General features: G+C 40.1%; 25 protein-coding genes. 15 read left to right on the top strand and 10 right to left on the bottom strand.

The window, feature by feature from the left end; translation table 11 throughout:
* The first annotated feature begins 97 nt into the window (after window positions 1–97).
* Window positions 98–970, top strand: coding sequence for a LysR family transcriptional regulator (locus AN214_RS10810; protein ID WP_054979745.1), 873 nt, complete (start codon window positions 98–100; stop codon window positions 968–970).
* Here the strand turns inward: AN214_RS10810 and AN214_RS10805 are convergent.
* Both AN214_RS10805 and AN214_RS10800 read right to left on the bottom strand, forming a co-directional pair.
* Window positions 967–1386, bottom strand: coding sequence for a GNAT family N-acetyltransferase (locus tag AN214_RS10805; protein WP_054979744.1), 420 nt, complete (start codon window positions 1384–1386; stop codon window positions 967–969). The genes AN214_RS10810 and AN214_RS10805 overlap by 4 nt on opposite strands.
* A 12-nt stretch (window positions 1387–1398) precedes the next feature.
* A complete protein-coding gene (locus AN214_RS10800) occupies window positions 1399–2004 on the bottom strand; it encodes a LysE family translocator (protein ID WP_054979743.1) in 606 nt (201 codons plus the stop codon).
* Window positions 2005–2096: 92 nt separating this feature from the next.
* On the opposite strand from AN214_RS10800, the gene AN214_RS10795 reads away from it, so the two are divergent.
* The 4 genes from AN214_RS10795 to AN214_RS10780 all read left to right on the top strand — a co-directional run bounded on the left by AN214_RS10795 (window position 2097) and on the right by AN214_RS10780 (window position 6632).
* Window positions 2097–3479 carry a PLP-dependent aminotransferase family protein gene (locus AN214_RS10795; RefSeq protein WP_054979742.1) on the top strand — a complete coding sequence of 461 codons (1383 nt, stop codon included), beginning with the start codon at window positions 2097–2099 and terminating at the stop codon, window positions 3477–3479.
* 91 nt (window positions 3480–3570) lie between these two features.
* The gene (gene gltX, locus AN214_RS10790; protein ID WP_054979741.1) at window positions 3571–5055 is read left to right on the top strand and encodes a glutamate--tRNA ligase; all 1485 of its coding nucleotides are present in this window, start codon (window positions 3571–3573) and stop codon (window positions 5053–5055) included.
* A gap of 145 nt (window positions 5056–5200) precedes the next feature.
* Window positions 5201–5842 carry an outer membrane protein gene (locus tag AN214_RS10785; RefSeq protein WP_054979740.1) on the top strand — a complete coding sequence of 214 codons (642 nt, stop codon included), beginning with the start codon at window positions 5201–5203 and terminating at the stop codon, window positions 5840–5842.
* An 88-nt stretch (window positions 5843–5930) separates the two neighbouring features.
* Window positions 5931–6632, top strand: a complete 702-nt coding sequence (locus tag AN214_RS10780; protein WP_010560959.1) for a DUF3581 family protein — start codon at window positions 5931–5933, stop codon at window positions 6630–6632.
* Window positions 6633–6658: 26 nt separating this feature from the next.
* Here AN214_RS10780 and AN214_RS10775 read toward each other — a convergent pair whose 3' ends face one another.
* The 5 genes from AN214_RS10775 to azu all read right to left on the bottom strand — a co-directional run bounded on the left by AN214_RS10775 (window position 6659) and on the right by azu (window position 10371).
* Window positions 6659–7177: a hypothetical protein gene (locus AN214_RS10775; protein WP_054979739.1), complete on the bottom strand. Its 519-nt coding sequence runs from the start codon at window positions 7175–7177 to the stop codon at window positions 6659–6661.
* Window positions 7174–8268: a hypothetical protein gene (locus AN214_RS10770; RefSeq protein ID WP_054979738.1), complete on the bottom strand. Its 1095-nt coding sequence runs from the start codon at window positions 8266–8268 to the stop codon at window positions 7174–7176. The genes AN214_RS10775 and AN214_RS10770 overlap by 4 nt, the downstream gene beginning before the upstream one ends.
* A complete protein-coding gene (locus AN214_RS10765; protein WP_054979737.1) occupies window positions 8269–9291 on the bottom strand; it encodes a hypothetical protein in 1023 nt (340 codons plus the stop codon).
* Window positions 9292–9506: 215 nt separating this feature from the next.
* Complete coding sequence (locus AN214_RS22870; protein ID WP_010560955.1) at window positions 9507–9677, bottom strand: hypothetical protein; 171 nt, start codon at window positions 9675–9677, stop codon at window positions 9507–9509.
* A gap of 241 nt (window positions 9678–9918) precedes the next feature.
* The gene (gene azu, locus AN214_RS10760; protein ID WP_054979736.1) at window positions 9919–10371 is read right to left on the bottom strand and encodes an azurin; all 453 of its coding nucleotides are present in this window, start codon (window positions 10369–10371) and stop codon (window positions 9919–9921) included.
* 139 nt (window positions 10372–10510) lie between these two features.
* On the opposite strand from azu, the gene AN214_RS10755 reads away from it, so the two are divergent.
* Window positions 10511–11017 carry a DUF3087 domain-containing protein gene (locus tag AN214_RS10755; RefSeq protein WP_054979735.1) on the top strand — a complete coding sequence of 169 codons (507 nt, stop codon included), beginning with the start codon at window positions 10511–10513 and terminating at the stop codon, window positions 11015–11017.
* Between the two features lie 76 nt (window positions 11018–11093).
* On the opposite strand, the gene AN214_RS10750 is transcribed toward AN214_RS10755, so the two are convergent.
* The 3 genes from AN214_RS10750 to AN214_RS10740 all read right to left on the bottom strand — a co-directional run bounded on the left by AN214_RS10750 (window position 11094) and on the right by AN214_RS10740 (window position 13905).
* A complete protein-coding gene (locus AN214_RS10750) occupies window positions 11094–11486 on the bottom strand; it encodes an MmcQ/YjbR family DNA-binding protein (RefSeq protein ID WP_054979734.1) in 393 nt (130 codons plus the stop codon).
* A gap of 389 nt (window positions 11487–11875) precedes the next feature.
* Window positions 11876–13063: a VWA domain-containing protein gene (locus AN214_RS10745; RefSeq protein ID WP_054979733.1), complete on the bottom strand. Its 1188-nt coding sequence runs from the start codon at window positions 13061–13063 to the stop codon at window positions 11876–11878.
* 5 nt (window positions 13064–13068) lie between these two features.
* A complete protein-coding gene (locus tag AN214_RS10740) occupies window positions 13069–13905 on the bottom strand; it encodes a MoxR family ATPase (RefSeq protein ID WP_054979732.1) in 837 nt (278 codons plus the stop codon).
* A 142-nt stretch (window positions 13906–14047) separates the two neighbouring features.
* On the opposite strand from AN214_RS10740, the gene AN214_RS10735 reads away from it, so the two are divergent.
* The 9 genes from AN214_RS10735 (at window position 14048) to AN214_RS10695 (ending at window position 20081) form a co-directional block, all read left to right on the top strand.
* Entirely contained in the window at window positions 14048–14782 is a 735-nt protein-coding gene (locus AN214_RS10735; RefSeq protein ID WP_054979731.1) for an ABC transporter substrate-binding protein, read from the top strand.
* A gap of 119 nt (window positions 14783–14901) precedes the next feature.
* The gene (locus AN214_RS10730; protein ID WP_054979730.1) at window positions 14902–15375 is read left to right on the top strand and encodes a DUF2947 family protein; all 474 of its coding nucleotides are present in this window, start codon (window positions 14902–14904) and stop codon (window positions 15373–15375) included.
* 209 nt (window positions 15376–15584) lie between these two features.
* Window positions 15585–16217, top strand: a complete 633-nt coding sequence (locus tag AN214_RS10725) for a hypothetical protein (RefSeq protein ID WP_054979729.1) — start codon at window positions 15585–15587, stop codon at window positions 16215–16217.
* Window positions 16218–16226: 9 nt separating this feature from the next.
* Window positions 16227–16511 (top strand): cell division protein FtsB, encoded by a 285-nt coding sequence (ftsB, locus tag AN214_RS10720; RefSeq protein WP_054979728.1) that lies wholly within the window; start codon window positions 16227–16229, stop codon window positions 16509–16511.
* A complete protein-coding gene (ispD, locus tag AN214_RS10715) occupies window positions 16498–17208 on the top strand; it encodes a 2-C-methyl-D-erythritol 4-phosphate cytidylyltransferase (protein ID WP_054979727.1) in 711 nt (236 codons plus the stop codon). Before ftsB ends, ispD begins: the two co-directional genes overlap by 14 nt.
* A complete protein-coding gene (gene ispF, locus AN214_RS10710; protein WP_010560939.1) occupies window positions 17199–17672 on the top strand; it encodes a 2-C-methyl-D-erythritol 2,4-cyclodiphosphate synthase in 474 nt (157 codons plus the stop codon). Before ispD ends, ispF begins: the two co-directional genes overlap by 10 nt.
* Window positions 17665–18705: a tRNA pseudouridine(13) synthase TruD gene (gene truD, locus AN214_RS10705; RefSeq protein ID WP_054979726.1), complete on the top strand. Its 1041-nt coding sequence runs from the start codon at window positions 17665–17667 to the stop codon at window positions 18703–18705. Before ispF ends, truD begins: the two co-directional genes overlap by 8 nt.
* The gene (gene surE, locus AN214_RS10700) at window positions 18683–19447 is read left to right on the top strand and encodes a 5'/3'-nucleotidase SurE (RefSeq protein ID WP_054979725.1); all 765 of its coding nucleotides are present in this window, start codon (window positions 18683–18685) and stop codon (window positions 19445–19447) included. The genes truD and surE overlap by 23 nt, the downstream gene beginning before the upstream one ends.
* Window positions 19437–20081, top strand: a complete 645-nt coding sequence (locus AN214_RS10695) for a protein-L-isoaspartate(D-aspartate) O-methyltransferase (protein WP_054979724.1) — start codon at window positions 19437–19439, stop codon at window positions 20079–20081. Before surE ends, AN214_RS10695 begins: the two co-directional genes overlap by 11 nt.

Genomic DNA, 20081 nt, shown 5'->3' with positions numbered 1-20081 from the left:
TCATGTTGACAACTTTGCCCATTTTGGCGGAGTATGCGTGAATTGTGTTTACTAAGTACAACAATAAAAATTTATCGTCACGATAAGAGATACTGCTTTGGATATCGAATTAGTTAAAACCTTTATAGAAGTAAAAAACTGTCGCCATTTTGGTAAGGCGGCTGAAAATTTATATTTAACGCAAGCTGCTGTAAGTTCGAGAATTCGCCAGCTTGAGCAGTATTTTGGCGTAGAGCTATTTATTCGCAACCGTAATAATATTCAGCTTACGCCTGCGGGCGAACGATTTGTTTCGCATGCCGAAGTGATGATGCAAACATTGCGTATGGCAAAGCAAGATGTAGCATTAACCCAAGAGCAAGTGACGCAAATCTCTATCGCAGGTACGCCGAATACGTGGGATACCTACATTCATGATGCGATTTCAAAAATATACGCGACGCAACCTGATGTAAGCTTGGTGGCTGAAATTTTAGCGCGAGAGCAAATCACGCGACAATTGTTAGAGCGCTCACTAGATATCGCAATTATTTTTGATCCGCCCAAAGCGGAAGAGCTCAAAATTGAATTACTGCATACTTTTGCATTAATCCCAGTATCAACTTCAAGCGAACCAATTGCTAGCCCAAGTGATGTAACCCGTTATATTCGTGTTGATTGGGGCACTAATTTTACGGCATGGCATGGAAAAGAGCTTAAAGGCATGGCAACACCATTAATGCGAACCAGTACAGCACGGATCGCTCTTGATTTAATGTTGCAGTGTGGTGGCACAGCCTATTTACCCGATGTACTCGTTGAACCTTTTATTGAGCAAGGCTCATTGCATCGATTAGAGGCATTACCTGAGTTTAAGCGTGATGTGTATATTGCGTATCACAAAGAGAATGAGCATGCCCAAAAGCTACACGCTATTCGCCGTATGTTAGGTAAAGAAGAGCCAGAAGCACCCACTATTATTGTGCCTTAATCTCGATAAATATCGGGTAAATAGATTTCCATATTTGCTTCTGGGAATTTAGGCGCCTTAAAACCAAATTGTTGGTAAAGCCCATGAGCATCTTTAGTGGCAAGAGTAAAACGCCTTAAACCTTGTAATTTTGGATGTTCAACGACTGCTTTTATGAGAGTTTTGCCAACCCCCAAGCCTTGGTTATCAGGTAAAACAAACACGTCGAGCAAATTAGCAAATGTCGCATAGTCACTTACTACCCGTGCAAATGCGAGCAATTCGCCGTCTTCATTCTTTATAGCAAAGCATAATGAGTTGCTTAACGCTGTTTTTAATGTGCGCTTTGGAATATGTAAACACCAATATGCATGAAGCGATAAAAACTGGTGAATGTGTTCAAAATCATGATCATCAATTGTGTGGCACACCTTCATATTGTTCACGCCTTAATAAAAGATAAGTGGTAATGTCAGTAGTAACAGACTCGCCATAACTAAATTAAAGCGCTTTAGCTTTTGTGGATTTTGTAAAAAGCCATTTAGGAAACGACCAACAGCAACCCAAAAAAACGAGCAGGGCAAGGTCGCTAAGTTAAATACAACTACGCCCAATAATGCCGAGGGCCAGTAATGTTCATTTGGTAAAGTAAGTGCGGTGACTAAAGTGAGCAACATTGCCCATGATTTAGGGTTCACTAATTGAAACAGCGCTGCTTGGCTAAAGGTCATGGGAGAGGCGCTACTATTACTGCTATTTGGCTTACCACGAGCAATCTTAACGGCTAAATAAATAATGTAGCTGGCTGCAAATACACTTAATACTTGATGCAGCATTGGATACTGTTCAAACAGCTTGCCAAGGCCAAGCAACATAGCTAAGTGCATACACGTCATGCCGATACGTATACCCACAATATGCGGCAGTGTTTTACGAAAACCAAAGTTCGCCCCTGAATAGGCGAGTAGAATATTATTTGGCCCGGGTGTGAGTGTGGCACTAATGCTAAATAATATAAGTGCAGGCAATAATGATAATACAGTGCTGGTTTCCATTTTGATCCTCAAATTGTATCAATACAATTTCATGTTTATTTATATTGTTAGCAATGGCATATTGTTTAAAAAGGATCAATTTAAATATTGTTATGAATACAATTTGGTTGCCGGAAATAACAGAGTACCAAAAGCTCTGTAAATTAAGTTCAAAATATCAAGCGCTTGCAGATTTAATTGAGCGTGTCGCTCAATCTGGGGTAATTTCTGCGGAGCAAAAATTGCCAGCGCAACGAATTTTAGCCGACCATCTTGGTGTGACTCATGGCACGGTTACGCGCGCCTATGATTTACTCGTTAAACGCGGCATTGCTACGGCAAAACTTGGGGCAGGCACGTTTATAAAAGCGCAGTCAGTTCATCTGGATGAATTGGACGATACCGATTTTTCATCAAGCATGATGCCGCTTATGGGACAGCAAAATGTATTGGCCGAGCAAATGCGCAAGCTAGCAAATAACGCCTCTGCGCTGACAGATATTTTGCGCTACAAACTCAATGGCAACGATGAACTACAAGGTACGTTTAAAGCTTGGTTAAACGATAAAGGGTTGCAAATTGGCAAGCAGGAACTGATTTTTTGCCAAGGTGCTCAGCAAGCGATTTATAGTGTGCTTGCTGCATTGTGCCAAGCTGGTGATACGGTGCTTCATGAGGAAATGTGTTATCCGGGATTTTATCAAGCGTGTGATTCACTCGGTTTAAATACTAAACCGATTGCTCTTACACCTGAAGGCATCGATTTAAACGCCCTTGAGGCCTACTGTAAGTCGAATTCGGTTAAAGCGATTTACATAACGCCAAACTGCCAAAACCCCACCAATATTCGCTATGACCAAGCAACGCTAGATGGACTACTTGCACTCAGTCAGCGTTACAACTTTTTTATTCTTGAAGATGACGTTAACTATTGTTTGCCTGAAAACTGGCGTTTACCGCTTTGGCAAACCGCCAATGACAGAGTGTTTTATATAGGTAGCTTTTCAAAATACTTTGCTGGTGGCCTGCGGGCAGGATACTTAATTGCGCCATTTTTGTGGCAACAAGCCGTGCTTAAGCAAATTCATAGTCAGTGTTGGTCAGTATCTATGATGAATTTTGAGTTGTTAGCACTTGCATTACACGATGATGAATTTAAACGTAACCAATTGCAGCTCGCAGATGAAGTAAGCGCGCGCATCAACTTACTGCGAGCGCTCTTTGAAAAACATGGCTTGAAGGCGGTGTTTTCGGGCTTGAATGTGTATTTACCACTGCCGGAGCATATCAATGTGTTCTCACTGGCAAATCAATTAAAAGCAAATCGGGTTATTGTGCGAACCGTTGATGTATTCACACGCAATGGCAACGCGAATTGTAACGCACTTAGATTTACTTTGGGTGGACCAAGTTCACGACAAGCATTTGAACTTGGCCTTGCCCGTGTTGATCAAGTGCTACGGCATCGTGATGGTGGTATTGAAGTGGTCATTTAGCTTAAAAAAATGAGGGAATGACTTCGAAAAATAGCCGTGGTGTGCTATCTTTTCGCCAATTTTATCGCTATCGATTTATAAGAGACATTTGATGACAATTCGTACACGTGTTGCACCGTCACCAACCGGTGATCCGCATTTAGGAACGGCCTATATTGCACTATTTAACTACTGCTTTGCGAAACAGCAAGGTGGTGAATTTGTACTGCGTATTGAAGATACAGACCAAGTGCGTAGCACGCGTGAATCAGAACAAGCGATTATGGACAGCCTTAAATGGTTAGGCCTTAACTGGGATCATGGTCCAGATATTGGTGGTGAGTTTGGCCCTTACCGTCAGTCTGAGCGTTCTGATATGTACAAAAAATTTGCTCACCAATTAGTTGATGAAGGTAAAGCGTTTTACTGTTTTGCCACAGCTGAAGAACTTGACCAAATGCGTGAAGAGCAAATGGCGGAAGGTCTTCGTCCTAAGTATGACGGCCGTGGTTTAAACTTGTCTGAAGACGAAATTAAAGCAAACCTTGAAGCGGGTAAGCCTTACGTTATCCGTATGAAAATTCCTGCTGAGGGTTCGTTTAAGTTTAACGATTACCTACGTGGCGAGATTGAAATCCCGTGGGAAAACGTAGATATGCAGGTGCTTTTAAAAGCAGATGGTTTCCCAACCTATTTCTTAGCCAATGTGGTAGATGATCACCATATGGAAATTAGCCATATTTTCCGCGGTGAAGAGTGGATTAACTCAGCGCCTAAGCTATTAAAACTTTACGAAGATTTTGGCTGGCAGCCGCCGGTATTGGGTCACTTACCACTACTGCGTAACCCTGATAAGTCAAAATTATCTAAGCGTAAGAACCCAACATCGATTAATTACTATAAAGAGATGGGCTTTTTACCAGAAGCATTGCTTAATTACCTAGGCCGTATGGGTTGGTCAATGCCAGATGAGCGTGAAAAGTTCACGCTTGATGAAATGATTGAACACTTTGATATGAAGCGTGTATCACTAGGTGGTCCAATTTTCGATATCGACAAGCTTAACTGGTTAAACGGTTTATGGATCCGCGAAAATTTATCTGACGAAGAGTTAATAGCGCGTTTCTTTGACTGGAAATTCAACCCTGAGTTACTTGCTAAAGTATTACCGCAGGCAAAAACGCGTATTAATACGTTATCTGACTTAGTTGATTTAGCTGGCCACTTTGTTGCAGGTACACCAGAATATGACCCAGCATTACTTACTGCAGGTAAAGTAGAAGAAGATGTGGTACGTGAAGCGTTACAAATTTTCATTTGGGAACTAGAAGCACTACGTACTTGGGAGAAGTCAGAGATTTTTGCCATTGCAAAAGCGGTTGCAACGCATTTTGAGCTTAAGATTAAAGATTTCTTAGAGCCAATTTTTGTTGCTATCACAGGCAAAACATCGTCTACATCGGTTGTTGATGCAATGGAGATTCTTGGTTCAGATATGTCGCGAGCACGTTTACGCGTAGCGTTAAACCATATCGGTGTTTCTAAGAAGCAAGCGAAGAAGTTAGAAAAAGCGTATAAGGCGTACCAAGCGCAATAATAATTACGTTTTAATTTACTGTTTATAAAAGCCAGCATGATGCTGGCTTTTTACATTTTATTACTATTAATTTATGGGCGTTTTTCACAAATTAGGTACGATATATCCGTTTTTAATTTTTCATTCAAATACAAAAGGATATGTTATGAAATCGGTTTCTTTTCTGATTTTTATAGTAACGCTTTTAATTCCCGCTACAGCAATGGCAAAAAACCAAAAGCAAGGTCAATATTTTATCAACTTTGGGGCTGCTTCAAATTATTACAATTACAACAGTAAGGATGCGCGCGACGAACTAGATCAAAACCTGCAAGATTTATTGGATGATTATGATTTAAATGGTGACGATTCTGACATTGTTAACGCAAGTATTGGCTTAGGTTATTATGTGACAAACGATTTAGCAGTACGCGCCAACTACACCTATGGCATTGAGCTTGATTGGTTAGACCTATGTTTTTTTGATTGTAAGAATAATGTGTACCATGACAGCGATGCGAGTATTTTAACCTTAGATGGTATTTATCATTTTTATCATATTAATGATAAGTTATCGTTTTACGGTATCGCGGGTCTTGCAGTAACGCGTGTCTCTACTAAATTAACTTACCATCGCTCGCAACAGCGAGAGCCGATTGCACGTGAAAACTCAACCAATTTTGGGGCAAATTTAGGCTTAGGTTTACAGTATGATTTCGCCCGTAACTGGGGCTTAAAAGCCGGTTATAGTCACCACACTTTCTTATCTATGGATAAGTATTATTTAAATTTAGAATGGCGCTTTTAGCAATCGTGATTGCCTTTCAACAGGTATGACCAATTATTCAGAAAAACGCTGATAAAATGCGCGGCCAAGTTAAAATTGAGGTTATTTTATGTTATCTGGTTTCTATCAAGAGTCTGAAGGAAAAGTATCGTTCAGCCGTGATCAGGCTAGCCGTTTTGCAAAACTGATTGCTGACGATTACAACCCGCTTCATGATATTGATGCAAAGCGTTTTTGTGTACCAGGTGATTTACTTTTCTCAATGGTGTTAAATAAATACGGTGTAAGTGAAAAAATGCACTTTACTTTTGCTGGTATGGTAGACGAAAAAGTATCACTTACTTTTCCAAATGCCGACAGTGAAATTGCGTTAACGCAAGACGATAAAGTGTACTTATCGGTAAACCGCGAAGGAGAGACATCAACCTGTGAAGAGCTGACCAATAGTTTAATTAAAAACTATGTGGAATTTTCAGGTAAAGCATTCCCACACGTGATTATTCCACTGATGGGTGAGCAAGAGGTGATGATTAACCCCGCACGCCCTATGGTGATGTATGAGTCAATGTCGATTGAGTTCTCTAGCCTAGATGTTAAACAACCGGTATTAGAGTTTGTAACGCCTGAATTTGAGCTAACAGGAAAACGCGGAAAAATCACGCTGCCATTTGTTTTTAAAGATGGCGATAAAGTGATTGGTAAAGGCGAAAAGAATATGCTGGTTTCAGGCATTCGTGAGTATTGCCAAAAAACAGTAGATGACCTTATTAGCTACTACAACCAGCGCAAAATTGATTTAAAACCAGCTTAAAAATTGATACAGAAAAAGGCGAGCATTTAGCTCGCCTTTTTTAGCTCTTCTTCCAAGGTTTGGCTTAGTTGTTCAAGCGCTTTTATTTTTTCTCTAGCAAACTCAAGTTGTGATTCTTCTAACTCTGCTTCAATGCCTTTGACAAGCCAGCTATTAAGTAGCTTTACTTTGTCTTTGGCGGCTTGAATATAGGCTGTTTTTAACGCGATTTCTTGTTCATTCTCATACGCTAAGTAAGCGTCGTGATCATCTAAATCACCGGTAAATCTTGTCTCTATCTTAGTTAGTGATATTGGCGGAATATCCACTTTAACATGGGTTTTTACGGGGCTGCTTAACGTTGTTTTTAATCGGCTGTTAACGGGCGATACCGGTGTTTTTGTTTCAATGGTTTGTATTTTTGCTGCGGGTTTTACACTTGAATGCACGGTTTTTGAAGCATTAATTTTAGTATATGTATTTGGGCTCATTGGCAAATTGCTAAACCAACTAAGCGCGATAATTAAAGCTATAACTATGCTAGCAAATAGTAATTTTAATTTCATAATTGGCCGCCTTTGAGCCATTGATTTTTAGCAGTGGCATACTGCTTTTTAGCCAGTGTTGTTGCAAGCGTGGTTTTTGCATGATAAACAACGGTTTCACTGTTTTCAGGGTAGTAATCATATTTCTTATCAAATACTTGAATGATCACCCATTGGTTTTTCGGTGTGCGTAAAAGTGTTGGACCTTGTTTTGTTGATAAATTAAATGCAGCTAGATTAACAAAGTTATTGTTAAGCGTTTTACGCTTTATAACGGCTTTTTTGCTATTCAGTTGCTGTGGCAGCGCATTATTTTTGTAGGCAGTTTGTGCAGCTTCTTGCGAGCTAAAGATTAGCGATGCGGCTGTTACTTCTGAGCTGTAGCGAAATTGCTGCTTTTTTTGTTGGTAGTATTTTGCAATTTCAGGAGCTGAAATTTGTTGTTTCAAACTTTCGAGGTATGGGCTTTCATTATGCATACTGGCTTTTACACCAAGGTAGTTAAGTAGTGCCGGCGTGATAGCCTGACTTGTACTGAGTGATTCGAGTACCTGCCAGCGAACATTTGGGTTTTGATGTTGTTGCTTTACGGTTTGGTAATGGGTTTCAACTTTTACAAGTTCAGTTAGTTGCTTTATATCTCCTTGGTGCAAGTTAAAGCGCGCTTGCATGGATGCATCATTATAGGCATCTGCCAATGTATAGTTTGTAGTTAAGGGCTGAGTTAACTTAGCTAAAAGTTGCGTTGTTGCTACGCCATTATGAGGGTAGTTACCCAGTAGCCGTTTTAGTTCAGCACTGCTAAGGGCAATGTTTGGTGCTGAAACTTTAGCATTTCCATTATCTAATAAGCTGATCATATAGCGCTTTTTATGATAGTTAGTGCTAAAGCCTACACTTGAAACTCGCTCTAATAATGTTGGTGCTTTTTGTTTTGCCAATGCAAGATGAAAATACAAGGTTTCAAGCCTTTGTTCTGTTTGCTGCTTGGTTAATTGCTCGCCTTGCTTTACATAAAATTGGTTCATAAAAGCAATTTCTTGGTTATTAAATTGCACATTAGCGTGTGCAAAGCACGCTAAAAGCGTGCTTAATAGTACTAAAAACTTCATTTATAGCTGTACCACGGCATGGTTAAGTAAATGAACGACCATAGCAATGGCATGTGGGATCACAACTTGCCCGGTATTTACGCGGTCGTAGTGATCTTTTGAGTTAAGGACTATGCCACCTTGTGAATATGAAAGGGCACCACCTTGAGTAAGAATAGGACGAATATCTTGCTGGTTTGCATCAAGTGTTGCGTAGTATTCAAGTGCTTGGCTGACTTTACTAAAATCGTTTAGCTGCTCTTTATCGTAGTAATCTTTTACCCACGATTCCCAACCAGAGTGATTTAATGCAGATGTTACCCAAGTGTGGTGTGGTTGTAGTAAATCAGTGGTGTGAAATACAAATCCTAGGATCTGTGGATTTTTGCTTTCGACAAACTTTTGAAACCAGTATTGACCCAAATGGTCAATTGGTTGGAACGGCATTTCTTCAAAGTCATCATACATGTTGTAGTGTGAGTGACCATCGATACGGTAGTTTGCTTCAGTAATGCCGTAGCTATTATATTTAGTTGAGTCAGAACCAAACCAACCTGTTTCGCCACCACGACCATCGTCCAAGTAATCGCCTTTTAACCAAGTTGCGGCTAAATTATCAATGTCACCCCACACCGTAAGTTTTTGGTAGTTATAACCACCAAAGTCATTGCCGTGTTGGTCAGGGCCTTGGGTATGGTTTTGAAAGTGCCAGTAGCTAGTGTATTTTACAATGCTCTCAGCTGCGCCCCAAATAGGCGCTTGTACGCAAGACCCTGTGATTGCGCCACAAAAGAATGTATCTTCAAAATCATCAACGTCGTAAGCAGCTTGACCAAGTAGGTTAGCCAATTGTGCAACTGACAAATTAAGTTGAGACGCCCATGCGGACAACTTGGCATACTCAGTAGAGCTTGGGTTTTGTTGCATGTAGTTTACTGCATCAATAACAATGCGTTTGTGTGTTTCTTGTGAGAAGGCGTTTGCTTGTTGGCTTGCGCAAGCAATAGCACCAGCGACAAGTAGTGAGATAGCGTTGGTTTTCATGTGTACCCTTATTTTTGTTGTTAATAAAGGTACTAAGTTAAGTGTTTAGTTTTACAGCTAATTTACAGTTTAATGAAGTATTTACTCTATATCTTATGTGAGCAGAGCGAAATATTTTTATCTGGTGTAAGCGGTTTAAATGTGAGGTTTATTTAATTGGCCAAGCTAACAAACTTATTAGCAGACATAAAAAAACCGCGAATTTCGCGGTTTTTTTATTTTTGGCTTGTTAGCCAGCTAAGGAATTGGCGTGCGTCGCTTTTATTTTCGAAATCAACGCGTTGGTTGCCTGACTTATCTTCGAAAGTCACCTTGCTTTTGTTGATGGATGCAAAGTCCACAGGCAATGCCACATGGATTTTGGATCCTTGATATAAATAGTCCATTTTCGACTCTCTTATCTAAGTGTTTAGGGTAAACACTGGTTTTACAAGTACAGCCACTGGATCAGGGTGCCTGCGATTTCCATTAACTTAATACAGAGTTATGACGTTTTAATGACGTTAAAGTTCATTATTACACACTGTATTTTCAAAGTGATTCACCAATATAGTGCTTTGTAGATGTTTGTTGTAAGGACATTTGTCCTTAAGGGCGTTTAAAAAACGCCCAGTAGGAATTTTCAGCCTATTTGAACTCTAACTTACCTTTCATAATCGCCCAGTGGCCTGGGAATGAGCAGAAAAATGAATAGTCGCCACCAGCCTTTAATTTGTCAGTCGCAAAAGTGAGTGTGGTTGTTTCGCCGCCACCGATTACTTTGGAATATCCATATACGCGCTTATCGCCTTGTTTTACATATTGGTTATCGATTCCTGCCGACATACCGTCTGTTGCAACAGCCTGTATATTCGCTGTGTCTACAACTACAACGTTATGGCCCATGGTTTGGGCAGGTAATTTACCAACGTGTTTTAACTCAATGCTAATTTCTTTACAGTCTTTAGAAAAGCTCAGTGTTTTTTGATTGAATTGCATCATATCGTTGGCTTCGAGTGTAGCTTTGCACGAAGCTGATGCATGGGCAGAGAATAGTGCTCCCGCTAACGTAATAAAACTTAACTTAATTAAATATTTCATGTGTCTTCCTATTTAATGCTATTGATAATCGTTTTTATTTTATGTTTTAACAACTGACTTGCAAGGTTTTGTTTCAATTAATAAATGGTAAAATGCCTTGTCTTGATACACGTCAGAATAATTTATAGGTTTTACGCGCATGAAATTACAAGAGATCAATAAAGCTCGTTATCGCAATCATTTAAATAAAGTGATTGTTGGCTGCATTGTGGCACTCGTTGTCGGTAGTTTGGGTATTGCACAAGGGCTCATCGCCGTTTTGCCTAATGAGCAAGGGGGTCATTTTCACTGGAATCTTGCAGGAGTCGTGATTAGCTGTTTGGTGATTGGTAGCGTGCTAAAAAAATATAAGCATCACGATTTTATGACTGAAGTGACTTATGTTTGGGAGCTTAAAAAGCAGCTAAATTACATTACCCGTAAAATGCGTAAGTTAAAAGCTGCTGTTGAGGAAGGCGATGTTATCGCTATGCAGATAATTAACTACTCGTATGCTGGTTCTCGTCAGCTTTGGCAGCTTGATGACAATACTATTACGATGGAAGAGTTAAGTATTTGGCAAGCTGAACTCGATGCAAAAGCCCGTGAAGTGAATGTTGTTCTTGATTCTGAAAAATATGATCCGCAAAGCCTTGCAAACTACTGACCGCTTGCTTAAATAAAAATAAGTGGGGAGTTTTAATTATTTAACTCCCTTTTTATTTTTAAGCAAATACTTAGAGTTACAGGTGAAGTGATATCATTTCTCTATCTGCTTTGGTCATTTTACTAACAACCAATAAAAACGAATTGTCTATAAGGCGCTCAATCTCACCTTTTGGCATTGAACCATCAAGAATCACGGTATTCCAAAGCTTTTTATTCATATGATAACCTGGAATAACAGCGTCAAAAATATCGCGTAGCGCAAGTGCTTCGTCGGAATCGCATTTTAAATTAATGCAATAGTGACCCGCCATTTTGCCATTTGTATCTTTCTCATTACCGTTACCAAGTGACAGGGTCGCAAACATTTTATCTTTGACTTTAAAAACGTCTACGCCTTCTCCAAATGGTTGGCTTACGGTCGTGAAAGGCTTACTCAGAAAGTATTCTGTAACAGTGTGTTTATCCATTTTATATGCCTAATTTTATAGTTAGGGTTCTATCCTACTAGAGCGTGTTGATCTTTGTGGTCTAAATTCTGTTCAAATCCAAAGCTTTTTGATCGCGGCGTTGCTTTGTAGGCCTAGCGAGCTAAGTCAAGAAGCAACAACAAAGAACAAAACGCTTTGGGTTGAACCTGTTAGGCAGCGCTTATTTGGCGTTTATACTGCGTTGCCCTACATGGATGCAGGGTAAGGTGACTTTGCAGGAGCACAAAGTCTTTATCGTTCATTTATGTAGAGTAACTACACTACAATCACTCTGCCTTGTTTAAATGCCAAACAAACTGCTGCAGAAATAGACAGTAAAGGTCAACACGCTCTAATCAAATTGAGATAAAGTAAAGTCGCACTAAGCGCTAATTTAAACTTTTAATTGCTTGCCCGATCCCATCTAGCGTAAGAGGAAACATGCGCTTTTCCATTAAGTGCTCAATAATGCCAATTGAAGGGTAGTAGTGCCAATATTGTTTCGGTTGTGGATTAAGCCAAACTACATTACTAAAGTGTTGCGTGATCCTTTCAAGCCATACTCTGCCTGGCTCTTCATTCCAATGTTCAACACTGCCACCGGAGTAATCAATCTCGTAAGGCCCCATCGTTGCATCACCAACAAAAATCACTTTATAGTCGCTTGCAAAGCGGTTGATGATTGTTAAGGTATCCAATATGTCACTGTAACGGCGCTTGTTATCTTGCCAAACGTTTTCATATAAGCAGTTATGAAAATAGAAAAACTCAAGGTGTTTAAATTCAGAGTGTGCAGCGCTAAAAAGTTGCTCACAGGTGTGAATATAGTCATCCATCGAGCCACCAATATCAAAGAACATAAGTACTTTTACGGCATTGTGGCGTTCAGGTTTCATTTTTACATCGAGCATACCGCCTTGTTTGGCTGTTGCGCTAATGGTGTTATTTAAATCAAGCTCGTCACTTTCACCGTTACGGGCAAACTTTCTGAGCTTTTTTAGCGCGAGCTTCATGGTACGCGAGCTAATATCTGCGTCTTGGTCAAGGTTTTTGAACTGACGTTTATCCCACACTTTTACAGCACGGCGATGATTGTTGCCATCTTGCCCAATACGTATGCCTTCAGGATTATAACCGTAGGCACCAAACGGGGAGGTGCCGCCAGTGCCAACCCATTTATTACCACCGGCATGCCTCTTTTGTTGCTCTTTTAAGCGCTCAGCCAAGGTTTTCATAAGTATATCAAGGCCACCTAGGGCCTCAATTTTGTCTTTTTCTTCTTGGCTAAGGTACTTTTCAAATTCCTTTTTTAACCACTCTTCGGGCAGTTGATGCTGGGTTTGCAGCTTAGAGAAAACATCAACAGCCTCAACCCCTTCAAAATATTCAGCAAAAGCGCGATCAAATCTATCAAACTGCGTTTCGTCTTTGACTAAGCACAGTTTTGCCAAATGATAAAAGTCGTCGATGTTGGCAAATACGACCTGTTTTTTTAATGCATTGATTAAATCTAACAGTTCACGCACGCTCACATTTACGCGGTGTTTTTTTAATGTGAAAAAAAACGCAATCAGCATAAGTCTTAACGCTTAGCGAGAAATGCAAGTTTTTCGATTAGGCTTACATCTTGCTCATTTTTAAGTAGTGCACCAAAAAGTGGCATAAGTCCGCCTTTTTGAGTTTTATCATGCAAGGTTTGTGCGTCTATATCTTCGGCAAGTAACAATTTAAGCCAGTCGATTAATTCACTAGTAGATGGTTTCTTTTTAAGGCCATTTACATCACGTAAGCCAAAGAAAACTTGTAGTGCTTGTGCAAGCAAATCCTGTTTCACGTTAGGGTGGTGAACCTCAATGATCTGTGCCATTTCTTCTGCTGTTGGAAAGTTTATGTAGTGGAAAAAACAGCGGCGTAAAAAAGCATCGGGTAACTCTTTTTCATTGTTAGAGGTAATAATAACTATTGGGCGCTCTATTGCTTTTACGCGTTGTTGTGTTTCATACACATAGAACTCCATTTTATCGAGCTCTAACAACAAATCATTTGGAAACTCGATATCAGCTTTGTCGATTTCATCAATTAATAGAATAGGGCGTTTGTTCGCTTCAAAGGCTTGCCAAAGCTTTCCTTTAACAATGTAATTGCTAATATCGTGTACTTTTTCATCGCCGAGTTGGCTATCACGCAAGCGTGATACAGCGTCATATTCATATAAGCCTTGTTGTGCTTTAGTTGTTGACTTTATATGCCACTGAATTAATTCAGTATCGAGTGCTTTTGCCAGCTCTTCGGCAAGCATGGTTTTACCTGTACCAGGTTCACCTTTGATTAAAAGTGGTTTTTCTAGCGTAATTGCAGCGTTTACCGCCAGCTTAAGCGAATCTGACGCGATGTAATTTTGTGTACCATTAAATTGCACGGGGCACCTTTTGAAAATTAAACTGGTAAGATCTGTAAGTGTGTCATAATAAGTGATTAAGTAAAGGTCAAACTTGCAGCTAAAAGTAGTAAACAAGAGCAAATTAGTTTAGTTTTGTAGTATTCATCCTGGGGCAAGCATTGTGAAAATTAAATTTTATTGCTTTTTAAGCTTGTTGTTATTTTCAACTTGCTGTGTGTCACAACAAAAAGAGATAGAACCTCCAATTCGTTGGGTAACTGACTCTTGGCCAAACTACACAGATAAAGATGGTTCTGGGTTGTATCACGAATTAATGCGCAGTGTTTTTCACAGTGGGCAAGAACTTAATGTGCAATATGCGCCTTGGCTGAGAGCACTTGAATTAGTTAAGTCGGGTAATGCTGATTTTACCGGCGCAATGCCGTTAAATAGCAATTATGTTATGTCGCAGCATATTGTTTTAAGCCAACCAATTTCTGTATTAATTAAAAAAGCCTATTTGGATTCTGAGATATTGACCCAGCTGCCCGAATTAGTTGGGGTTTGGCGTTCAGGTTATCGAAATGAGTTACTAAGTGGTGAACTAAAATCTATAGTGAAAGGCGTACCGACCGAAAGCACTGACAGTGGTTTTAATTTAGTGCGTCACAATCGAGTTGACTACTTGATTGATGTTCGCACAATTTTAGCGACGCATTTGGCTAAGCAACCTGATAAATTGGAATTTGAATTAGTAGATATTGGTTCATTGAATTTGTACATGGCGTTTTCGAAATCTGAGCGCGGTAAACGAATCGCCAAACAGTTTGATAGTCGTTTTGCTGAATTAAAAAAATCAGGAAAACTGGCTGAAATTTACAATAAGTACCAGCAAACGTTACCAAGCCAACTTTAACTAGTTAGATTTTTTTGTGTTTTACTTTTCTATCTATTTCTATGCTCTGCCATTACTGTGATTTAGCTTAAACATCAATTGTGGTATAGTTTCATGACTTTTTACTGATTTGACCGAGTATGAACTACATTTCCCTTGATGATTTTAAATATGCGTGGGCATTTCGTCATCAACAACTGCCTATCGAAGAAAATTTATTTTCTAAAATAAAGCCAATGTCAGATAGTCGTGCAACAAATTTATGGTGTACATTTGTCAGCCGTGAAAAAGATCATCCTGATTTTTTCGACACTAAAGATTGGCCGGGTAATGGTAAAACATGGAGTAATTCAGTGAAGTGGGAATCTGCGTGGGATAATGACGAAGCGCTTCCTGAAGAAATTATTAATCACCTTGATTGGGACGAGAACACAACCGTTTATTATTGCTTATCGCGAAAGCATGTTATTGAAACTGATTGGCGTACATTTAAATCGACGTGGTTAAATTTTCTGTTTATGAGCGACGGCTGTTTACTGATTGGTAAAAAACGCCATCAGGTTGTGCAGTTTTTAGAAACTGGTTATGCAAAGCTAGGCAAGCGCGTCGATTGATGCGTTTGTTGCTTGTAACGATAACTTTTCATTTAACTCATTAACGCCCATTTTTCCCATCCATTGCTGTCATGCTGTTCAGCTTATTTAATTAAAGTTATCTAAAACTTCACTAAGCATATACTTTGATTAAGCAACTGCTTATATTACATCCAAATATAGAATCATGTACTATGGTTACTTAAGTGTATTTGGTGGGTTTTTTATAAGTGCAAACAGGGTGTAAAGAACAAACAGAGCTTTGGCGCAGTTCGTCAAAAAGCAATGCATATAATGCGTTGTGTAATACGTTTTATGTTCGTGAAATCCATCGTTTGAGTAAAGAATCATTTAATGATGTAGAGCGATTACAGCGTCGTTTTGCAAGCCTTCCATATTATATTGAAAAAGCCGCCAGTCATATTTTAGACGGCAATAGTCCGTTAACTTTGGATACTCAAAATGGCAGTTGGATTGCCAAGCAATCGCGTAACCTACCTAAGTACGATTTAGAGAAAAATACGCTATTTTTTGGTAAAAACGCCTTTGTTGGTTTAATTATTCCGGTTTTAGTATATGACGCTGAGTATTCAACTGTTAGAATCGATAGCGTTGATGAAGTAACCGCGTCGGGCTTTCACTGCAATCAATTTGGTTGGGTTGATAAGGCAGGCAAATCACAAGAAGGTGTTGGTATTCAGGTATTAAAGCCAAGTAAAACTGCGTTTTCTGCGGCGTGTTGTGGCCATGTGTGGTTACTCGGCCGTGCAACAACACCCAGAGTGTTAACGCTACGCGAAATGTTACTTGCAGCACGAATTAATTGGCAAGATTTTAAACACCCATTTATAACTCAAAAATAGAAATTCACTATGCGATTATTTCAGTTAGCGCTTTTGTGTTTATTTGCAAGTTTGCAATACCAACTTTGGTTTGGTCATCACGGCGTAAAAGACTATAAAAAACTGCAGTCTGCCGTTACTCAACATACTAAAGTAAACGCTAGATTAGAAAAACGAAACAAATTACTGAAAGCAGATGTGGAAGACCTCAAACTTGGCCTTGAGGGCATTGAGGAGCGAGCACGCAACGAGTTGGGTATGATTAAACAAGGCGAAACCTTTTTTCGCGTAACACATAAAAATGACAGATATTAATCCCTCTTTTGCATTTGTTGTCCCTGCTGCAGGTGTTGGGGCAAGAATGCAGTCCGATAAGCCAAAGCAATATATTCAACTTGGCGACAAAACGGTATTAGAACACACCATTAATAAGCTAAAAGCAACGATACCCAATGCATTGATTATTGTTGCTATCAGTGAAAATGACGCTTACTTTCCAGATTTAACCTTACCCGATAACGTTGTAACTGTATTGGGGGGGAAGGAACGTGCAGATTCAGTATTAAATGCACTGAATTACCTAACAACTAATCATCTAGTTGACTGGGTTTTGGTACATGATGCCGCGCGGCCGCTGGTTTTACCGAGCGATATACGTACACTCATTTCACATTGTCAATCGCGTCACTGTGGTGGCATTTTAGCAAGTAAGGTGCGAGATACTATAAAGCAGGGTAGTGAGTTTGTTGAAGCGACAGTACCAAGAGAAGCTCTTTGGCAGGCGCAAACACCGCAAATGTTTTTACTGAACGATTTAACCGCCGCACTGACTAATGCTTTAAACGAAAACGTTGTAATTACTGATGAAGCATCAGCTATTGAATGGGCTGGTGGAAAAGTACAATTAGTATCGAGCCGTGCAGATAATATTAAATTGACTACCCCTGATGATATTGCAATCGCAGAGTTTTTGATTGCGAAGCAAATTTTGGAGAACGACACATGCGAATAGGTCATGGTTATGACGTGCATAAGTTTGGTGGTGAAGGACCGCTAACAATTGCAGGCGTAAAAATTGATTATGAATTTGGTTTTTTAGCGCATTCTGATGGTGATGTAGCGATTCATGCATTGTGTGATGCAATTTTAGGGGCATTAGCCCTTGGTGATATTGGCAAACATTTTCCAGATACCGCCGCAGAATTTGAAAACATCGATAGCCGAATTTTATTGCGTCATGTGGTGTCGCTAATGACTGAGCGCGGTTACCAAGTTGGCAATACTGATATCACGATTGTTGCACAAGCACCAAAAATGGCGCCACACATAAATGCAATGCGTGAAGTGATTGCCGAAGACTTAAATATTCAAATCGACCAAGTGAATGTGAAAGCAACAACCACTGAAAAACTGGGCTTTGCTGGTCGTAAAGAAGGCATTGAAAGCCATGCCGTGGTGTTACTCGTAAATGGATAACTTAAGTTATTTATACGGCAAACCTAATTCGACCGCCGAATTTAAAACCAGTGCTGAAGATTTCCGAGTAGATGAAGAACTCGGTTTTGAGCTTAGCGGAAGTGGCGAGCATGTATGTTTACAGGTAATAAAAATGGGAGAAAATACCCAATATATTGCCAAGCAAATCGCTAAAATAGCGGGCACGCAAGCGCGAAATGTAAGTTTCCCTGGTTTAAAAGACCGCAATGCAGTGACATCGCAATGGTTTAGCGTACCGGTACCGATTAAAAAACACATCGACTTTTCAGCGCTGAATAGCGACAGTGTGAAAGTACTTCAGCAAGTTAGGCATAATCGAAAGTTAAAAACAGGTTGCCATAAAGCGAACCGTTTTACGATTGCGCTTAGACGCTGCAGTATGGTTGAGGACATTTTGACACGTATTAATGCGGTTCGCCAAGGTGTGCCTAATTATTTTGGTGCACAACGTTTTGGTCATGATGGACACAACTTAACGCTGGCAGAGCAGTTGTTCTCAGGTAAAGAAATCCACGACCGTAAGCTGCGTGGCATTGTTATTTCAGCTGCACGCTCTCATATCTTTAATCAAATTGTAAGCCAACGTATTGCGCAATATGGTATTGCAAAAACGATGGTCGAAGAAGTGTTCCTACTAGATGGTAGTAATGCCTTTTTTAAAGAGCGTATTAGCCTTGAAACAGTCAATCGTTTGGCTTATGGAGATATTCACTTATCAGCACCTTTGGTTGGTAAAGGCGATCAGGGCGTTACAGAGCTTGAAAAAGAGTGGTTAGCACCATTCGCTTGCTGGCATGAAAACCTTTCACAACTTGGCCTTAAAGCTGAACGTAGAAATATGCGACTTTACCCTGAAAAATTTGAAGTGCTTGAAGTCACGCAAGATATGATAGAGTTTAGTTTTAGTTTGCCGAAAGGGTGTTTTGCAACGGCCGTACTGCGTGAGCTTGCAGAGTGCCAAGATGTTTCTTTAAAGAATAAGGATAATAATGAAAATCTTGCTGAGCAATGATGATGGCGTAAATGCAAAAGGGATTGAAGTACTCTATCACGCCCTAGCGCAGATAGCGGAAGTGGTGGTGGTTGCACCTGATAGAAATTGTAGTGGTGCAAGTAACTCACTCACCTTATTAAACCCGTTAAGAACACATCAATATGATAATGGTTTTATATCGGTTAACGGTACGCCGAGTGATTGTGTGCAATTGGCAATTAATAAACTGCTCGATTTTACCCCAGATTTAGTTGTGGCGGGCATAAATAATGGCGCTAATTTAGGTGACGATACCTTGTATTCAGGTACGGTGGCAGCCGCCAGTGAAGGGCGCTTTTTAGGATTACCAGCGATTGCCGTATCTTTGTGCTCAAAACAGGAGGCACATTACGATACCGCAGCTGCCGTTGCTGTTTCCATTATCAAGGAAATAAAAGCGCATCCACTTGGGCCTGACCAAATTATTAATTTGAATGTACCCGACATTCCGCTTGCTGATTTAAAAGGCATTAAGGTTACGCGCTTAGGTTCACGTCACAAAGCTGAAACCATGCAAGAACAAATAGATCCGTGGGGTCGAAAAATATATTGGTATGGTCATTTAGGTGAAGCTCAAGATGCTGGCGATGGCACTGATTTTTTTGCGGTAGCTAATCATTACGCATCAGTTACTCCGTTGACAGTTGATATGACGGCAAAATCGAGTCTTGCAAAAATGGAATCTTGGGTTGAAGGATTGAATATTTCAGGTGTTGAATAATTATCGTCGTAGTGCGCATCAACTCGCACAATTAGTTTATGAGCAAGGCATTCGATCTCAGCAAGTATTGGATGCTATTGCTGCTACACCACGCCATTTGTTTGTAGATGACGTGTTAAAACACAAATCGTATCAAAATACCGCGTTACCTATTGGTTTGGGACAAACAATTTCTCAGCCTTTTATTGTTGCGCGTATGACCGAGCTTTTGTTACAACTCATAGGTTCAAATGCCAAGGTATTAGAAATTGGCACTGGCTCAGGTTATCAATCCGCAATTCTCGCCCAGTGTTTTCGCTCGGTTTATTCAGTTGAGCGAATTAAAGCATTGCAATGGCAAGCGAAAAGACGTTTACACCAGCTTGATTTATTTAATGTCACTATGAAACACGCTGATGGTTGGCAAGGCTGGCAATCTAATGCGCCTTACGATGGAGTTATTGTTACAGCCGCAGCGAGTGAGTTGCCACAGGCATTACTGGAACAGCTCAATGAAGGCGGGGTGCTTATTTCTCCAGTAGGCGGTAATGAGCAACAGAACTTAGTTGCAGTGAAGCGTCAAGGTCACGAATTTATTACGCAAACATTAGAACCTGTAAGATTTGTACCGCTGGTTGCTGGCGCAATTAACTAG

It is taken from the genome of Pseudoalteromonas sp. P1-9 (assembly GCF_001399975.1).
In the GTDB taxonomy this organism is placed as follows: domain Bacteria; phylum Pseudomonadota; class Gammaproteobacteria; order Enterobacterales; family Alteromonadaceae; genus Pseudoalteromonas.
This window is presented reverse-complemented; position numbering and strand designations above follow the sequence as displayed.

Excerpts from the sequence above, each read along its gene's own strand:
- AN214_RS10745 (WP_054979733.1), bottom strand. The coding sequence starts at position 13,063 with ATGCTGATTGCGTTTTTTTTCACATTAAAAAAACACCGCGTAAATGTG.
- ftsB (WP_054979728.1), top strand. The coding sequence starts at position 16,227 with ATGCGATTATTTCAGTTAGCGCTTTTGTGTTTATTTGCAAGTTTGCAA.
- AN214_RS10730 (WP_054979730.1), top strand. The coding sequence starts at position 14,902 with ATGAACTACATTTCCCTTGATGATTTTAAATATGCGTGGGCATTTCGT.
- AN214_RS10765 (WP_054979737.1), bottom strand. The coding sequence starts at position 9,291 with ATGAAAACCAACGCTATCTCACTACTTGTCGCTGGTGCTATTGCTTGC.
- AN214_RS10770 (WP_054979738.1), bottom strand. The coding sequence starts at position 8,268 with ATGAAGTTTTTAGTACTATTAAGCACGCTTTTAGCGTGCTTTGCACAC.
- AN214_RS10805 (WP_054979744.1), bottom strand. The coding sequence starts at position 1,386 with ATGAAGGTGTGCCACACAATTGATGATCATGATTTTGAACACATTCAC.
- AN214_RS10775 (WP_054979739.1), bottom strand. The coding sequence starts at position 7,177 with ATGAAATTAAAATTACTATTTGCTAGCATAGTTATAGCTTTAATTATC.
- ispF (WP_010560939.1), top strand. The coding sequence starts at position 17,199 with ATGCGAATAGGTCATGGTTATGACGTGCATAAGTTTGGTGGTGAAGGA.
- AN214_RS10785 (WP_054979740.1), top strand. The coding sequence starts at position 5,201 with ATGAAATCGGTTTCTTTTCTGATTTTTATAGTAACGCTTTTAATTCCC.
- AN214_RS10755 (WP_054979735.1), top strand. The coding sequence starts at position 10,511 with ATGAAATTACAAGAGATCAATAAAGCTCGTTATCGCAATCATTTAAAT.
- AN214_RS10780 (WP_010560959.1), top strand. The coding sequence starts at position 5,931 with ATGTTATCTGGTTTCTATCAAGAGTCTGAAGGAAAAGTATCGTTCAGC.
- gltX (WP_054979741.1), top strand. The coding sequence starts at position 3,571 with ATGACAATTCGTACACGTGTTGCACCGTCACCAACCGGTGATCCGCAT.
- ispD (WP_054979727.1), top strand. The coding sequence starts at position 16,498 with ATGACAGATATTAATCCCTCTTTTGCATTTGTTGTCCCTGCTGCAGGT.
- truD (WP_054979726.1), top strand. The coding sequence starts at position 17,665 with ATGGATAACTTAAGTTATTTATACGGCAAACCTAATTCGACCGCCGAA.
- AN214_RS22870 (WP_010560955.1), bottom strand. The coding sequence starts at position 9,677 with ATGGACTATTTATATCAAGGATCCAAAATCCATGTGGCATTGCCTGTG.
- surE (WP_054979725.1), top strand. The coding sequence starts at position 18,683 with ATGAAAATCTTGCTGAGCAATGATGATGGCGTAAATGCAAAAGGGATT.
- azu (WP_054979736.1), bottom strand. The coding sequence starts at position 10,371 with ATGAAATATTTAATTAAGTTAAGTTTTATTACGTTAGCGGGAGCACTA.
- AN214_RS10750 (WP_054979734.1), bottom strand. The coding sequence starts at position 11,486 with ATGGATAAACACACTGTTACAGAATACTTTCTGAGTAAGCCTTTCACG.
- AN214_RS10800 (WP_054979743.1), bottom strand. The coding sequence starts at position 2,004 with ATGGAAACCAGCACTGTATTATCATTATTGCCTGCACTTATATTATTT.
- AN214_RS10795 (WP_054979742.1), top strand. The coding sequence starts at position 2,097 with ATGAATACAATTTGGTTGCCGGAAATAACAGAGTACCAAAAGCTCTGT.